Annotated in this window: 8 protein-coding genes; all 8 read left to right on the top strand. The window is 58.0% G+C overall.

The window, feature by feature from the left end; translation table 11 throughout:
• Positions 1 to 711 precede the first annotated feature (711 nt).
• The 8 genes from OPU71_RS18195 to OPU71_RS18160 all read left to right on the top strand — a co-directional run bounded on the left by OPU71_RS18195 (position 712) and on the right by OPU71_RS18160 (position 17,513).
• Entirely contained in the window at positions 712 to 1,941 is a 1,230-nt protein-coding gene (locus tag OPU71_RS18195; RefSeq protein ID WP_267729486.1) for a glycosyltransferase, read from the top strand.
• 164 nt (positions 1,942 to 2,105) lie between these two features.
• Complete coding sequence (locus tag OPU71_RS18190) at positions 2,106 to 4,295, top strand: peptidase domain-containing ABC transporter (RefSeq protein WP_267729485.1); 2,190 nt, start codon at positions 2,106 to 2,108, stop codon at positions 4,293 to 4,295.
• Complete coding sequence (locus OPU71_RS18185) at positions 4,292 to 4,735, top strand: DUF2846 domain-containing protein (protein ID WP_267729484.1); 444 nt, start codon at positions 4,292 to 4,294, stop codon at positions 4,733 to 4,735. The genes OPU71_RS18190 and OPU71_RS18185 overlap by 4 nt, the downstream gene beginning before the upstream one ends.
• A 6-nt stretch (positions 4,736 to 4,741) precedes the next feature.
• Positions 4,742 to 5,263: a GNAT family N-acetyltransferase gene (locus OPU71_RS18180; protein ID WP_267729483.1), complete on the top strand. Its 522-nt coding sequence runs from the start codon at positions 4,742 to 4,744 to the stop codon at positions 5,261 to 5,263.
• On the top strand, positions 5,235 to 6,518 hold the full coding sequence (locus tag OPU71_RS18175; protein WP_267729482.1) for a hypothetical protein: 1,284 nt from the start codon (positions 5,235 to 5,237) through the stop codon (positions 6,516 to 6,518). Before OPU71_RS18180 ends, OPU71_RS18175 begins: the two co-directional genes overlap by 29 nt.
• Positions 6,519 to 6,989: 471 nt before the next feature.
• On the top strand, positions 6,990 to 7,187 hold the full coding sequence (locus tag OPU71_RS18170; protein ID WP_267729481.1) for a hypothetical protein: 198 nt from the start codon (positions 6,990 to 6,992) through the stop codon (positions 7,185 to 7,187).
• Positions 7,184 to 7,660 carry a hypothetical protein gene (locus tag OPU71_RS18165; protein WP_267729480.1) on the top strand — a complete coding sequence of 159 codons (477 nt, stop codon included), beginning with the start codon at positions 7,184 to 7,186 and terminating at the stop codon, positions 7,658 to 7,660. Before OPU71_RS18170 ends, OPU71_RS18165 begins: the two co-directional genes overlap by 4 nt.
• Before the next feature lie 172 nt (positions 7,661 to 7,832).
• Entirely contained in the window at positions 7,833 to 17,513 is a 9,681-nt protein-coding gene (locus tag OPU71_RS18160; protein WP_267729479.1) for a beta strand repeat-containing protein, read from the top strand.
• Positions 17,514 to 17,530: the final 17 nt, after the last annotated feature.

Below are 17,530 nucleotides of genomic sequence, written 5' to 3'. Positions count from 1 at the left end.
CGGCTAGCAACCGCTTTCGACCCAGATGTGCATACGCGATCAGCGGGGGTAGCCCATTTGCGCACCTGCTTAGTTGGTGCGTGCGCGCGCAACAAACAGGATCTCTCGTGTCCCTAGCTGGCTTGCGCCTTCTAGCCAAAAGGCATTGCTTGAGCGCGGCTTCATGTGCGCGACGGGTAGCAAGCAGACGCAAAGATCCACTAGTCTGCAATAACTGGACGCATCACGTCGCCGCCGATGTTTCGTCTTGTGCCGGGAGCGCGGCCGATACTTCCGCTCAGCCCTTCCGATCTGGGCGGTAGGGGATGTAGGCTAGTGGATCTCGTATCAAGCGGGATTTAGCGATTGCAAGCATCCGAAGAGGCGCACCGTGGCAACCAATATAGTCGTAACGTTCATGAAGTGATTGTGTCGGCGCTAAAACAGCGCGCTCCGCAAATGGGCGAAGCGCCGAGGCGGAACACCTCGAGATTTTGAATTCAGCGCTTCAGAAGCCGGCGCGTCGTTCATTTGCCGCAGTCCTCGCTAGCATGCCGAACGTGGGTGAAGACGCTGATTTCTCGCGTGCTGGGTAACCCTTGTTCCTGATTGACACCAACGTGATCCGCGAGGTGCGAAATGGCACTCACGGGCCCTTGAACCCTTCAGAGCGACGTTCTTGCTCGAAAGGTGTTTGACTTGAGTATTCAATGACAACGAGGATCCAAAACGATGGCTCGCTTTCTGATTGCATGGGAATGTGGCGAGGGGCTTGGCCACATCATTCCAATTGCGCAAGTGGCGACCCACCTGATCTCGCGCGGACATCGGGTTGATGTCGTCCTCGCTGACATGAGTTCGGGCCGAATCGCCTTCGGGGCGTTGCTCGATAGCCCTGCACTTAGCCTTTGGCAAGCGCCAACGTGGCGCCTAGCGCTGGTGGGATCCCGCGCGCCCCTGTCATTGGTGGAATTGCTGTTTCAAGTGGGCTTTTTAGATGCGCAACGGTTGTCGATGCTGGTTCGCGGATGGTTGTCGATCATTAGAGCGGTTGGGCCCGACGCGATCCTTGTGGAGCATGCGCCAACGGCCCTTTTGGCGGCACGTGTAGCCCGCGTACCGACGCTCGTATTCGGCCCCGGCTTTTTCATTCCGCCAAAGACACAACCAATTCCGTCCTTTGCAGAGTGGCTGCCGTTGGATGTAGCGCGGATCAATGAAGGCGAGCGCGTATTCGTTGCAACTTGCAATGCGGTGTTACAGGAGCTTGATGGGCAACCAATAAAAAGCGCGTCCGAGCTTTGGTCAACGAGTCAGTGCTTGCTGACAACCCTTCCAGAACTCGATCACTACGGAAAGTTCCGCGACGGCGATGCCAGATACATCGGCTTTCCGGCCCTGCCACTGGGAGGTGGCCATCCTGCTTGGCCAAGAGGGGACGCATTTCACGTGGCCGTGTATCTGAAGGCCGGGTACGCCCAAGCGCTGGAGGTGCTCAAATCGCTGGTCACAATGAAGCTTGCAACGGTTGCTTTTGTTCCTGGCATTCTGCCGGGGGACCAGCGAGCCCTTGCCTGCGAGACGCTGTGCATTAGCGAACAACCGTTGGATATGGCGGCAGTGATGCAGGAGTCTAATCTGTTCATTACGAATGGCGGCGCAGGCGTGACGGGCGCGGCAGTCCGAGCCGGCGTACCGCTCCTAGTTCTACCCACGCAAGCTGAACAGTTCATCACCGCCCGCCGTGTTGTTGCACTCAAGGTGGGGCTGGCGCTGCTCGAGGAAGAGGTCGCTGATCAGATCAAGGCGGCTGTGCAGCGGATCCAGTCTGAGCCGCAATTTCGTGACAACGCCCGCAAGCTCATGCGTCATGCCCTGCTCAACAACGGTGAGCAAGCATGCCATCGCATTGCCGACGCGGCGGTGGCGCTGGTCGGCGGCCCGTCCGTTACTTCGTGTTAAATACTGCTCAGGCAGTTGCAAAGATGGCTAAACTAGCAATTCAGATCCAGTCACAATTGTTTCTGGCGATTATTGTATTTATGCTGACTTAGGCCGACGTTCCTTGTTCGGGTCGTAGTCGCGTTGAAGAACACGCTGAACTCCACAACTCGAACTTTGCTACCGTGCCAACCACGCCAGCGCGCTTTCTGCGCGAAGACTTTCTCTGGGCCCTAGGGTCGCTCTGCGCACTGCACCGGCGCCCGTTTTCTGCCGAATTGGTTGAGCGGGAGTTTCCCCCTCCGCTAGACGCCACGTCGATCGTTCAGGCCGGGCGAACGCTCAACCTCAAGGTTCGGCAGGTATCGCTCAAGCCGGGCAAGTTGAGTGCAATGACATTCCCCTTGCTCGTGACCCTCGTTGCGGAAGCCCCCGATAACGAGTTCGACACAGGGGCGACGACCTTGGCGATCGTCACGATGGCGACCGAAGAGCAAGTCGTGTTCTTTCGCGCGGGCACCAATGCGCCGACAACCACAACACTTGAAGCGTTTGCCAAGCAGTTCTCCGGCACCGCATGGCTGACCACAACGGAGTCCGAAGCCCTGTCGGACGAGGACGGCGCGGCTGCCATCGGAGTCAAGCGTTTCGGATTCAAGTGGTTCGTCCCCGAGCTCATGAAGCATCGGCGCGTCTGGCGTGATGTGCTCCTCGCCTCAGCCGCACTCCAAGTTGTCGCGCTGGCAACCCCGCTGTTCACACAGGCGATCATCGACAAGGTCGTTGTGCACCGAACGCAAAGCACACTGATTGCGATTGCGATCGCGATGGCGATCTTCACCGTGTTCTCGGCGATCCTGACATGGGTGCGCCAGTACCTGGTGCTTCACACGGGCAATCGTGTTGACGCGGTCTTGGCCGCTGCGGTTTGGGATCACCTTCTAAAGCTGCCGACTCGGTATTTTGAACATCGTCCGACAGGGGTCGTAGCGGCCCGGCTGCACGCGGTGGAGAACATCCGCGAGTTTGTGTCAGGCGCTGCGGTCACATTGGTGCTGGATCTGCCTTTCCTGCTCATCTGCTTGGGTGTAATGCTCTGGTATAGCGTGCCACTGACGGCCGTCTCTCTCGGCGGTCTTGCGTTGATCGCGGTGGTCAGCTTTCTCGTCGCGCCAGTGTTCCAAGCTCGGCTCAACGAGCAGTTTCTGTTGGGCGCGCGCAATCAGGCCTTCCTGACCGAACACATTGCCGGTTTCGAAACCGTCAAATCGCTCCAGATGGAACCCCAGTTGCGCAAACGCTACGCGGACTACTTGGCGAGCTATTTACGTTCCGGATTCCAGACCAAGCAGATCGGCAATACCTACAACGTATTCGCGACGACGATGGATCAGCTCATGACCTTGGGCATCCTGATGTTCGGGGCCTGGATTGTGATGACGGAGCCGAGCTTTACGATCGGGATGCTGGTCGCGTTTCAGATGTTCGCCGGAAAGCTCTCCCAACCGATTCTCAGGGTTGTCGGGCTGTGGACGCAGTTTCAGCAGGCAAGCCTATCGGTGCAACGCTTGGGCGACGTGATGAATGTCCCGGCCGAACCCTACGGAGTAACGCCGCAACGGCCACTCGATGGCAAGGGTCGGATCGAACTCGTCGACGTAGCTTTCCGCTATCGCGACGACACGCCGCTGCTGTACCAAAACATCAGTCTGACGATCGAGCCGGGTCGAGCCGTTGCCATCATGGGTCCGTCAGGGGCCGGTAAGAGCACCCTCGCCAAGTTGCTACTGGGTTTCTATCAACCTACCTCGGGGCAACTCCGGGTGGATGGTGTCGATGCACGCCATATGAGCGCAAACGAACTGCGCGCGTATTTCGGTGTGGTGCCGCAAGAAACGATTCTGTTTTCAGGCACGGTATTGGCAAATCTGCTTGCGGCCAACCCCAATGCCACCTTTGAGCAAGCAGTTCAGGCCTGCCGCATGGCTGGCATTCATGACGTGATCGACGCCCTGGCGAAGGGCTATCAGACAGAGCTCGGTGAGCGTGGCGTGGGACTCTCTGGTGGCCAGAAACAGCGGCTTGCGATCGCCCGCGCGCTGCTCAAGGGACCCAAAGTACTCATCTTCGATGAGGCGACATCGGCGCTGGATGGCGAAACGGCGGAGTCCTTTGCTCGGACGATTAACGGACTCAAGGGCAAAGTGACGATGTTGTTCATCACCCACGCGATGCCACGCAGCCTAAAGATCGACGAAGTGCTGCAGCTATCCAAAGACGGTATTCAGCAGTTGAAAGTAATGCCGACCACGGGCGGTGACCTCCATGCACAAGGACGGGTCGCAGAGGTCCGTGCGCCCGAGGGCGGACTGTGATCCTGCGACTCGTATTTCTATTGTTTGCGTCCTGCACGCTCGCGGCTTGTGCGACGGGCGCTGCGTTCACGGCTGTTGAGCCTGCGCCGGCGGAGCACGCTCAAGTGGTTTTCTACCGTAAGTTCAACATCGTTGGCGCCGTCAGGACCCACGAGTTGCGCAGCGACGGCAAGGTACTTGGCGCAGCGATAAATGGAGGGTTCTTCTCCGCTATGCTGCCGCCGGGGCGGCGTACTGTGTTCGGTGAAGGTTGTGCGCCGGCACCGCTCAATGTCAATGTCGAAGCCGGCAGAACCTACTTTGTCGAAGCGATGGTCGGGGGAACGTACTTGGGCGATGGCACCACGCTGCACACGTGGCAGTTCGCCTGCGGCCTGGCACTTCGTGATTCGAACGTCGCGCTCGAGGCCCTCAAGAGCCTGCGCTTGTCCGGAAGCTGAGCCCCAATGCATATCCGTTTTGCTCACCCTGATGACGCTGACGCATTCGTCGAACTAGGCCGTCGTTACCACCAGATCACACGCTTCAGTGCCTTCGACTACAACGCCGAGAAGGTCCGCCGTTCGCTCACCGAATTGATTGCCCACAAAGGCGGAAAGTACTGCTTCTTTGTGGCTGAGGACGCTCAAGGCACGCCAGTTGGCGGACTCATAGGCTGCATTGAGTCTCACGTATTCTCGGATCAACTCGTGGCCAGCGTTATCCACTATGACGTGCTGCCGGAGCGGCGAATGAGCGGGGCGGCCGTGAGGTTGCTCACCGCTTTTCGCAAGTGGGCCGAAAACCGTGGAGCGGTTGAACTTTGCGCGGGTGTTAACAGTGGCGTGCAGACGGCACGCACCGACAGATTCCTGCGCAAGCTCGGATTCTCCCCAACCGGTGGCAACTACGTCCTGCGCTTAGCCACTGGCGGGGCTACTCCGTTCGGGCAGTCCACGCTTGCCGCCTGCCCGAAGTCTACCCAGTAACCCCTTTCTCTATCGATCACGCACCATGAAAACGTCCCGCACTTTCAATACCGCAATCAGTGTGCTGCTACTGTCCGTGCTTGCCGCCTGCGGCGGCGGTGGCGGTGGCGCAGACGGCAGTGACCCGATCCAAGAAGGTACGGCCAGCCTGAGCGTTGGTGCCAGCGGGCAAGTTGAAGTCCACACCACCGGCGGCGCCCTGGTACAGGAGAAAACCCGGCCCCCCATGCAGGCCTTGCTGGCGAATCTGCAGCAGCGAATTGCCGACGCAGACGTCACTGCTGGTCTTGGTGCCGCCCCACACGCGATGATCGTGCAGCGCATGCCGCGTCTGACGTGGCGTGAATCGCGGGCAGGTGACCCAGGTTTCGCAATCGAGTCAATTGAGGTGCGCACCGCCCAGACACGCTATCCCTACCTGCGCTACGACGATGTCGGGCTTGCCTTCAGTGCCAACAAAAACCAATTTACGGTTGATCTGAGCAATCCGGATCTGGCTCAAACCATGGCGCAGTACCTGCTCCAGTCAGCCACCCTGCGTGGTGCCGTGGGCTTGGCATGGGAAGCCGATACGGCGCGGATTCAATTCGCATCGGGCGATGTGCTCGCTGGACTCACGGAAGAAGAGCGCGCTGCACGCCGTGGTTTGATCGGCACCGGTGGCAGCTTCAAGCCGATCGTGATTGACCTGAACGGCGATGGTGCCGCCACTACCCTTAGTGCAGCAGATAGCAAGGTCTTCTTTGACTGGAATGAGGATGGCTTTCTGCGCCATTCGGGCTGGATCGCTGCGGGTGATGGCCTGCTGGTGATCGACCTCAACGCTGACGCTACCGTTACCAACAGCCGCGAGCTGTTTTCCAACGTAAACGTCGACAACAGTATCAAGGGTGTCCCCGCGCTTGACTGGTTGGACGCCAACCGGGATGGCCGGCTCGATGCGAGCGATCCGGCGTTTGCGTGGCTGCGGGTCTGGATCGACAACGGCAACGGTGAAGTCGATCTTGGCGAAGTCACAACACTCGCTGAACAGGGAGTTACTGAAATCGGCATCGCCGCCTCGAGTGCCGTGCGCAATGGCAGGACCAGCATGATGCTGTCGCCGACGCTTGACACGAGCGATGCGCGCGGCTTTCGCCTGACGCGCACCAACTTGGGCTACAAGGTCGCATGCACCTCTGGTGCGCAGGCGTTCGTAACCGGACTAGACAGCGACGTCGCTGTGACGCAGGCGGTGAAGTACTGCGGGTTGTAGGTGCCTAGGGCGAAAGGCGCTTCGTCCTAGCTGTGTGTGCACGTTCGACTCGTGTGCAAGTGTGACAGGGCTGTGGGAAGCGGGCTTTCACCGAACGGGAACGAAAACCAGAAGGGCATCGATCTAGTTGCTGCGATTCTCAGCCCTGCCGGGGGGGCTTTGCGGGGTGCCATATCTCAGTTTGCCAATAACGACGCTCACTGCTCAATTGTCAGCTCTGAGAGACCCGCCTAAGTTGCGCCCCTACGTGATTGGGTGGCCGCTCTAGTGCCACAGATTGACCTCGTCACTATTCAAGGTGGGTTCACTGGCGACACCAATAGATTCGTGTATTCGGTTATGTGGGCGTTGATGCCTGCATTCTGAACAGTTTACGGCAAGTGGTTGATCAATGACGTTCGAAAAGATGGCTGGAAAACTATGACGAAGTAAGTTTTTAGTTTGGTTCTGGGCTCTGCCGCTGCGCTCCGTATGGCAGTGCTTGCCATGCTGCTGCCTGGTAAAGAGTCCTTTGCAGTTACGAAGGCAATGATGAAAACTGGATTGTTAAGGGGTGTTGCCGCTCCAGTTTTGGAATTTGAGCCAACCCCATTACCTGTGCATCCATTTTTTGCTCTTCTTGAACCACGGCGTAATGGTTTGAAAAATTCGTTTTGGAGTAAGAAATGACTGCAGTATCTCGTACGGACTTTGCGCGGCGGGCACTACTTCGTCTCTTGTTCGTAATTGCGGCCGCTCTTGCATCTGGGTGCTCCATTGCTCCAAAGAGAGGGCATGACTTCTCTAGTTTGGGGGATGATGCATTTTCCAAGCCGATAAAGATCTGGGTGCGATCATGGAATTCTGATATCCCCATTTCAATATTGAGATCGGATACTTATCGCCTTTTGTCCTCAATGGAGAGGGCGCAGATTGGAGATCTGGCGAAATCCATCGGTGGGCGATGTGTGCTCCTTGCTCAAGAAGTCGATACGTGCGTAGTGACTTACCGATGGAAGTACTGGCGTTCTTCTGGGGTGTCAAATCTCTGGAGGGACGATCATGCGGTCATTGCTTACAAACTGGAATACAAGGGCGATAAGCTGGAATCCGTCTCGGTCGCCGTAGTTCAGTTTACTGGGAAAGATGAGATTTTTGACTAGTTATAATTCGTTGGCGAGCGTGTTCTGTTATGTGGCGTCGTTTCTTGCGTCTCGGCTAAATCGGCGCACACGCGTTTGTGTGCATGTGGAGTCTCGCTACGCCATATTGATGACGCCATTTTAATCGAGTTGCTAGAGATTCTCTGCTACATATAGAGATAGGGGGTTTGACGTGGGTGATGGGAAGTGGAAGATTGAAGCTAGGTCGCTGGATATTGCTGGTACCAAACTCAGCCGAATTAGTCACGATTTCTGGGTGCTCCGAAATCCAGAGGGCAAAATCGTTGCTGAACTGCATGGGCTTGCTACGGATAGAGCCACTAATGAGCCGGTCCCTATCGGATATTCAGATGATCACTCGCTTAGGATCTGGCACTTTGCACTGGATCCGAACGTAGCTATTGCGACTGGATCTCGCCCATATGGATCCGCTTACTCAAATACGGATCAAGACGGAGTCGTAAAGTTCGAAGGGTCGTACGACGATGTCTTTCAAAGGTGGAAAGCGGCGGTTGATTCCGCAGCCGCACTAAATGCACTTGATATTGATTATCCAGTGGGCGGCGTCAATATATTCTCGCCGACCGTCAACAGCAACTCGGCGTATAGAACGCTGGGTGAGGTAATGGGGCTTTCTCCGCATGACTTTAGCGGAAAAATTGAGCCAGGGCTAGATAACGAGATGGCGCCGGCTGCCCTTATTGATTCGCTGAAGTTTGTGGATCCTGGATTGCCTTCGGGGCCCGGGAGCGCCTATTTCGACGCAGAGCACCCGTATATATTTCCTCAAGGAACCGATGGTGTAGGAACGTTCTTTGATTCCGAACATCCATATATATTTCAGCAAACGGCAGCTGAGTTCATTGAATTTGGCGGTGCCAAGTATACGCGTGGCGATGATGGTTCGTATTGGCGCAGCTTGGGTATGGGGCAGTACGACGTAATTGACCCGAACTCTGGTCGTAGGTTTCTCGTTGGCGAAGATGCCATGGTTGAGGTTCGGCGCGGGGAAACGGTGGCAGTCTCCGACGATGGGTCCGCAGCGGTCATTAGAGACGCGTTCTCAACGCCGAGCACAGGCGACCTTGGGTGGTTAGGAAGTGGTTCTGTTGCTGATTTCACTGACCGTACTGAGCGGCTTCTGGTCGATGTGACGGCCCTTGTTAACGCGATAAAGTCCGGTGATCCGCTCCCAAGTGTGGTCAGTGGTATCAAGGTAATCAACGACATTTCTCAACTGGACGGCACTAATCCCCTTCCCGGGCTGAATCTGAACAGCAGTGCCGCGATCGCAAACGGTATATTGAGCATATATAACTTAGCGAACGCGTTTGAGAATGGTGACGCGCTTTCTCAAGTTTCTTCCACGCTCAATTCAGTCAATGCGATAAACAACGCATATCTTGCGTATGTAGGGACTGATGTCGCGAGTGAAGTGAGCACGGAGCTTGCGACTGTTCTCAACGGCTCGGGCTCTGGGGCGCTAGGTGGCGTGGGCGTCGTCCCAGTAGTCGGCATCGTTGTCAGCATTGCCAACGGTGACTACGCTGGTGCCGCAGTGGGCGCGTTGTCCATGATCGGCGTGCCCTACATCGGCTGGATCTATGCCGCCTATATGTTGGTGAAGGCGGTTACCGAGGAGGCTCCCGAGTCGTGGGGTACTGCTCGCGTGAGTTTTGACGAGAACGGCAATCTTGCCGTCGACGCCGTCGGCGAAGCGATGGGGCCCGATCGCGTCAAAGGCCAGCTGGGCGTTGTTGTTGATTACCTGAAGAGCCTCGCTGCGCAGTCCGGCACCGGTGACAACGCACTGGCACTCATCCCGCAACGCATGCCCTCGCTCACGTGGCGTGAATCGCGCCAGGACGACAAGGGCTATGCGATCGTCGATGTTGATCCGGCTACGGGTGCGCAGCGTTACCCATTCCTCCGGTACGACGATAACGGGCTGGCGTTCAGCTCAGACGAGTCGCGTTTCAAGGTGGACTACTCAGACGCGAACCTGCGTCTGCCGATGGTTGAGTACATGCTCAATGCCGCGCTCTCACGTGGCGCATTGGGTCTGAAGTGGGAAGCGGATACCGCGAAGATCCAGCAACAACATGGCGACCCGAACGCGGGCTTGACCGAGGAGGAGCGCGCTGCGAAGGCGGGTCTCGGTGCCAAGGTGGACGCTAATGGTAAGGCGATCGGCCACTTCCGGCCGATCGTGCTGGACATGAACGGCAACAACACGATCGACACCAAGAAGAACGCCGACGTCGATGTCACGTTCGACTGGGACGATTCCGGTGGCTATGAGAAGCAAGTCGGTTGGGTTGCCAAGGGCGACGGACTCTTGGTGTTGGATCGTAACCCCAACGGCGATATTGAGTCCGGCCGCGAAATGTTCTCCAACGGCAAGGTTGGTGACGACGCCCGCGGACTTAAGTCGCTTGACTGGGTCGATGCGAATCGGGACGGACGCATTACGAGCGATGACCCGGTGTTCAAGCAACTGCGTGTCTGGCTCGACGACGAAGACGGCGTCGAGGAAACCGGCGAAATCAAGACCCTCGCCGAACTCGGGATTACCGAAATTGACTACACGCAGGGGCGCTTCACCCGCGACGGCCACCTGCAAGCGATCGCGTCGCCCGACCTGGAGACCTCGGACAGCGGGACGCGCTTCACGCAAACCGAGCTAGGCATCAAAATTGAACGGACGGACGGAAAGACCCAGTTCGTCGTTACAAGCTACGCACTGATTGGCAACCCGGTTTCGGGCGGCACCGGCGGTGGCGGTACAAGTGGCGGCACAGGCACAGGCACAGGCACGGGCACGGGCACGGGCACGGGCACGGGCACGGGCGGAGGCACAGGTACGGGCGGTGGTACTGGAACAGGCGGTGGTACTGGAACAGGCGGTGGCACTGGAACAGGCGGTGGTACCGGCACAGGTGGCGATAACGGCGGTGGAACCGGATCCGGGAGTGGCTCCGGTACCGGCGGTGGGACAGGAGGCAGCCCCAGCTCGGGTTTCGTAGTGCAGGCTGTTGAGGCACACCTATACGAAGATGGCGATCAGTCTGGGCGCAACCCGCTTCGTGGGGCCGATCAAGCCGGAATCGAATCCATGCTCACTGCTCCTTTACTGCTCGCCGGGACGACCTACAACGGTTCGCACGACGGGCTCGTACTGACCGACGTCACCGTGTCAGGGCACGGCGTTTTGCGCTTGGACCGCGATGCCAATGGGGTGGTGACGGCAGCGTATTTCACCCCGGACGCGAACTTCAACGGTGTCATTCCGCTGCAACTCACCGTCCGTGCCGCAGACGGCTCGACAACACTGGCGCCGGCACAAATCAATGTGGTGCCGGTGGATGATGCTGCCGTCGTCACGCCTGATATTCCCAATCGGGATATCTACGGTTGGGGAACTTACCGCGAGGTAGTTCTGGTTCCGTCCTATGGGACCAATCCACCAATCGAACAACTGGGCGAACCTCGCGTCAATCAGGGGGTCCCGTTCTATACGCCATACCAGACCGTGATTGGTCAGAAGCTCAAGGTTGGTACGGTTAAGGAGTTTTCTCCCTATTACGGCGAGATTACCAAATACACGTTGACGCCTACAGGTGAGTTCGCCGACACAGACATAGCGGTCGGGGAACTCGGAAAATATCCTGACTCCAAGCCCGGCGATCTGGTTTCGGGCTCCCAGCTCTATTCCGGAAACCGCATCATCGAACTCAACGGTCAGTACTATGCAATTAGCAAGACTGCACCGGGTACCAGTAACCACAACGTCGTAGTCGGAAGCGAAGCTGGCGTATCCGGCAAGATCCAGGTGGACGACGTCGATAACCCGAATGGGCACTACCGCTATGAGGTGGTGGCCATGCCAACGGGTTTGGGCGAATTTGCGATGGATCCGACCGCAGGTACCTTTGAATACAAGGGCCGGCGGTTCGTGAAGGCAGACATTGCCAACGACCAGATCGTCAATACCAACGTTGATACGCAAACCCATGCACGGAATGAGACGTCCGAGAAAATTCCGGTCACCGTTCGGGTGACCAACAGCGACACCGGAACGTCCGTCGACCAAATCATCGAGGTCACACGCTACGGACCCCGTCCAAACCCTGACGTGCAGTCCGGCGCCAAGAAACCGATCGCGATTGATCTCAATGGCGACGGTTTCCACTTCACTGACGTCGACGATTCGAACGTTTTCTTTGACGTCAATAGTGACGGATGGCGGCGTCGCGTGGCGTGGACCGCGCCTGGCGATGGCTTGCTCGCCTACGACATTGACGGTGACGGGAAAATCGACAAGGGCAACGAGATTTCCTTCGTTGGCTACAAGTCGGGCTCGCAGACTGACCTTGAGGGGCTGCGAGCATTCGACACGAACGGGGATGGCGTCTTCTCCGCGGCAGACGACAAGTGGGCCAAGTTCGGTGTGTGGCAAGACGCCAACTCGAATGGTGTCACCGACGCTGGCGAGTTCCGCTCGTTGTCCGATCTCGGGATTGCGCAAATCGGCCTGACGAGCGACGGCAAGTTCGACGTCATCAATGGTCAGTCAGTGCACGGACTTGGCACGATTACGAAGACCGACGGTTCGACGCTGTCGATGGCCGACTTTTCGTTGCGTTACAAGAACGAGACCCAGGTTAAGCGCGCCGATGGATCAACCGAAGTGGTCCAGATTCCGACGGGCACCAAGGGTCTCTCGCTGACCGGCACGGATGGAAAAGATCTCGCCTTGGGTACCGCCAGCAACGACGAGTACCGCCTTGGCGCTGGAGACGACGTCGTCACTGATGACGGCGGAAATGACATGGTCGACGCAGGTGATGGCAACGATCTTATCTACACCGGACGCGACAATGATCTCGTGCTCGCTGGCGATGGTGAGAACACCGTCTATGCCGGCGCTGGCAACGATATGGTGATCGGTGGCAAAGATGCCGATTTCATCATGGCGGAGGACGGCAACGACGTCGTGTTCGGGATGGCTGGCGATGATTTCATTGCCGGTGGTGACGGTAACGACGTCTTGTCCGGCAACGATGGTAACGACAAGTTGTTCGGCGAAAAGGGTTGGGACGCATTGTTCGGTGAGGCTGGCGACGACGAACTGTGGGGCTTGGACGGCAATGACCAGCTCAGCGGCAGCGACGGCAAGGACATCCTGAACGGCGGCGCGGGTGAAGACGAAATGCGTGGCGGCGACGGGGATGATCTTTACGTCATCGACTCGACTGGCGACCGGATCATCGAAGACGCCGATGGCGGCACAGACACCGTTCGGTCGTCGATTTCCTACGCCCTCTACGCCGACTCAGAACATCCGAACCGCAGCGCAAATGTTGAAAACCTTACGCTGACCGGCACCGGTGCCATATCCGGCACCGGCAACGCCGAGGACAACGTTCTGATCGGTAACGACGCGAACAACGCACTGTATGGCCTGAACGGCAATGACACGCTGGACGGCGGAGCTGGCGCCGACGAACTGGTCGGTGGTGCTGGTGATGACACCTACATCGTCGACACGAACCTCGATGTGGTTCGCGAGAACGCGTACGAAGGCACCGATACGGTTCGCAGCCGTGTTTCCTATGTGTTGGACGACAACGTCGAGAACCTGACGCTGATCGGGTTGGATGCGATCAACGCGACGGGCAACCAATATGGCAATCGCCTGATTGGCAACGCTGCGGCAAACGTTCTCGATGGCGGCGCAGGCGCTGACTACATGGAGGGCGGCCGCGGCAACGACACTTACGTCGTCGATCATGTGGAAGACACCGTCGTTGAAGCGGCCTTGGAGGGCATTGACGCGGTCATCTCGAAGCTGGGCACGTACCAGCTTGGCGCCAACCTTGAGATGCTGGTTCTCGGTGAGGGCGCAGTTAACGGTACAGGCAATGATCTAAGCAACGTGATTCGTGGCAATGATGGCGATAACTACCTGGGTGGCGCGGCTGGCGACGATGTGATTTACGCCGGTGACGGCAGCGACGAGTTGGACGGCGGAGAAGGCGCTGATCGGCTTGTGGGTGGTCGCGGTGATGACATCTACTATGTCGATTCCGCTTCGGACGTCGTTGTTGAAGCGCTGGGCGAGGGCGTCGATACCGTTCGTACCTCTGTGTCCTTCTCCGCGCCGGACAACATTGAGAATGTGGAGCTGCTCGGTGATGCCAGTATCGATGCCACAGGCAATGACCAAGGCAACTATTTGATTGGTAACGCCGGGGCGAACGTGCTCAATGGTGGCCGGAGCGCTGACTACATGGAGGGCGGTGCCGGTGATGACACTTATGTCGTCGACTACGGAGAGGACACTGTCGTTGAGGTGGCCAATGGCGGCATCGACGCGGTGAGGTCCTATGTCGACTATCAACTCAATGAACACGTAGAGAACCTCATCTTGTTGGGCGAGGCGGTGTCCGGCTTCGGCAACAACCTTCAAAACACGATCCAGGGCAATACCGTCGACAGCGGCCTGTTTGGCGAAGGCGGCGACGATCGTTTGTTGGGCCAAGCGGGCAACGATCTGCTCGACGGCGGAAGCGGCGCTGACGAGATGGCCGGTGGTCGCGGTGATGACACCTACTACGTCGACAACGCCAATGATCGGGTGATTGAAGCCGCTGACGCCGGTATTGATACCGTGTATTCGACGGTGAGTTACGCCGCACCGTCGAACGTTGAGCATGTCATCCTGGTGGGCGACGCAGCCTTGGACGCTAGCGGTAATGGCCTGAACAACGTGTTGGTCGGAAACAACTCGACCAATACGCTGGACGGGCAAGCCGGTGCCGATCGTATGGAAGGCCTGGATGGCGACGACACCTACATCGTCGATGATTCCGCTGATCAAACGATTGAGGCAGAGAACGGCGGTAACGATACCGTGGTCTCAAGTGTCAGCCTCCACCTTGCGGACAACATCGAGACCCTACGTCTGTCTGGTATCGCGGCGATTGACGGGTCAGGCAATACGCTCGACAACCTGATCGTCGGTAACGACGCTGCCAACCGTCTCGACGGCGGTTCCGGGGCCGACACGATGGTGGGTGGTCGCGGTGACGACGTGTATGTCGTCGACAGCGTGTTTGACAAGACGATCGAGCGTGAAGGTGAGGGCCGCGACACGGTCATCTCTTCCGTCAGTTGGACGTTGGGCGACAACCTTGAGCGACTTGAACTCGTGGGCGCCGCTGCGATTGACGCCACGGGCAATGCCCTGGATAACGATTTGGTCGGAAACTCCGCAGGCAATGTGCTCGATGGCGGAGTGGGCGCGGACCGCATGCTCGGTGGTGCTGGTGACGACATCTACTACGTCGACAACCTTGGCGATCAGGTGATTGAAGCGGCGGGCAACGGCCTGGATACGGTGATTGCCAGCGTTAGCTATGTAGCGCCCGACGCGGTCGAGAACGTGGTCTTGACGGGGCTGGCGCCGATCGATGCGACGGGTAACGTCCTCGATAACGAGTTGGTCGGGAACAATGCGGCGAACCGACTGGATGGTGGCCTGGGCGCAGATCGGATGGTGGGCCAAGGCGGTGATGACACGTACATCGTCGACAACGCAGGCGATACGACCGTTGAAGTGCCCGATGGTGGTACTGACACCGTCGTTGCCTCGATCTCGTTCGCGCTGACGGACAACGTGGAAAACCTGACGCTCACGGGCACAAACGCCATTGATGGTACCGGCAACACGCTCGACAACCGGATCGTCGGTAATGACGCAGCGAACGTGCTTGACGGCGGTGCTGGTGCGGACTTGTTGATCGGCGGCGCGGGCGATGACGCCTACATTGTTGATCGCGCTAACGACCAAACCATTGAGCTTGCCGGCGCCGGCGTTGACACGGTGAAGTCCTCGGTCGATTGGACGCTAGCAGAGAATATCGAGCGTTTGGTCCTGACCGGCTCGAACGCAATCAACGGCCTCGGTAATACGCTAGACAACGTGTTGCTCGGGAACGCCGCGGCAAACGTGCTGAACGGTGGCGTTGGTGCGGATTCGATGTCTGGCGGTGAAGGGGACGACACGTACTTCGTCGACAACGCTGGCGATCAGATCATCGAATTGCTGGGTTCCGGCAAGGATAGCGTTCGGAGTACCGTGAGCTATGTATTGCCGGAGAACGTTGAAAACTTGCTATTGCTGGGCATGGGAGACATCAGTGCTACCGGCAACGGGCTCGACAACACGCTGACCGGTAACGGTGGACGTAACAGTTTGTTTGGCGGTGCTGGCAATGATTTGCTTTACGGCGGCCAGGGCAATGACGAACTCGACGGCGGTGTCGGAAACGACACCTACGTATTCGGGCGCGGTGATGGTCGTGACCTCGTTCGGGACGCGTCTGGCGATGACACGGTGACGCTCGGTGCTGGGCTGGATCTGTCCACGCTTGCTGGACGGTCTTTCGCCGTGGGCAACGAACGGCATGTCTTCGTCTCAGTCCTTGACGCCCAAGGTAACGAGCAGGCCGGCCAGGGGTTGGATATCGTGCTCAATGCCGATGGCTCCTCGCCGATCGAGCGCTTTGTCACCGCCACGGGACAAGCGCTAACGCTCGATTCTCTGCTGGTTCGTGCCACGACGTTGAATGGCGGTAATGGCAACGACCTGTTGTACGGTGATCGGAACGACAACACCATTTACGCTGGAAACGGTCGCGATACGGTATTTGCCCGTTCAGGGAATGACGTGGTTTACGGCAGCAACCAGGAGGATCGACTCTTCGGTGAAGGCGGTAACGACTGGATCGATGGCGGAAATGACAGCGACGAACTCTGGGGCGGTGGCGGTAAAGACACGCTGATCGGAAGCAACGGTCGTGACCGCCTGTTCGGTGGTGATGGTGATGATTCGCTCGATGGCGGTAACGACAGTGATTTGCTCGCCAGTGGAGACGGGGATGACCGGCTTGTCGGCGACAACGGCGTTGATATTCTCGTTGCCGGTGCTGGCAATGATTTAATCGACGCGGGCAACGATAGTGATTTCATCGATGCCGGCGATGGTGCAGACACTATTTCGGCGGGCTATGGCTCTGACTTCATTGCCGCAGGTCGCGGTAACGATGTGATCGACGCCGGCGGCGATCAGAACATCATCGCGTTCAACCGTGGTGATGGCGCTGATGTCCTGAAAATGGGCACCTGGCAAGCGGACACATTGTCGTTGGGTGGGGGCGTCCGATACGCCGATTTGGCTTTGCAGAAAGCGGGCAACGACTTGATCCTGTCCGTGGGTGGTACCGATAGGATCACGTTGAAAGACTGGTATGTGGGATACAGCGGTAAGGGCGTGTCGCGTCTTCAGATCGTGACGAGCGCGAACGGTGGCGACTATCAGGCGACTTCAAATGAGCGATTGGTGAATCGCGAAGTGGTGGCGTTTGACTTCCAACGGATCGTTGCAGACTTTGATGCCGCGCGAGTCAAAAATCCCTCGCTGTCCAGTTGGAACGTGACGACTGCGTCGCTCTTGTCGGCGTACCAGATGGGTACAAACCGTCGGTCGGACGACTATGATGCGGCGTACGATTACGCCACCACAGGTTCCTTCAAAATGACGGACGCCGGAGCCATTTCCGGCTGGGGTGACGGTTGCGGTCGTCGCGGTACTGCGACGCCGGTACCTGAGGTGCTTGATGCTTGGACCGCGTTGCGGGCTGGGTTCGATATGGCGATTGCCGTGGGTAATGCCGGTCTGCCCAGCTCCGAAACGTCACACCTTGAGAGCATCGCTGGATCGCAGCTCTTCAGTAGCTTGCTCGCCAGCGGTAAGTTGCCCATCGGTCAGCCGAGCCAAAAGCTGTAAGCACAATTGAATGGATC

This window comes from Niveibacterium sp. 24ML (genome assembly GCF_026586805.1).
Taxonomy (GTDB): Bacteria; Pseudomonadota; Gammaproteobacteria; order Burkholderiales; family Rhodocyclaceae; genus Niveibacterium.
The sequence above is the reverse complement of the archived record's forward strand: the minus strand, read 5'-3'. Positions and strand labels throughout refer to the sequence as shown.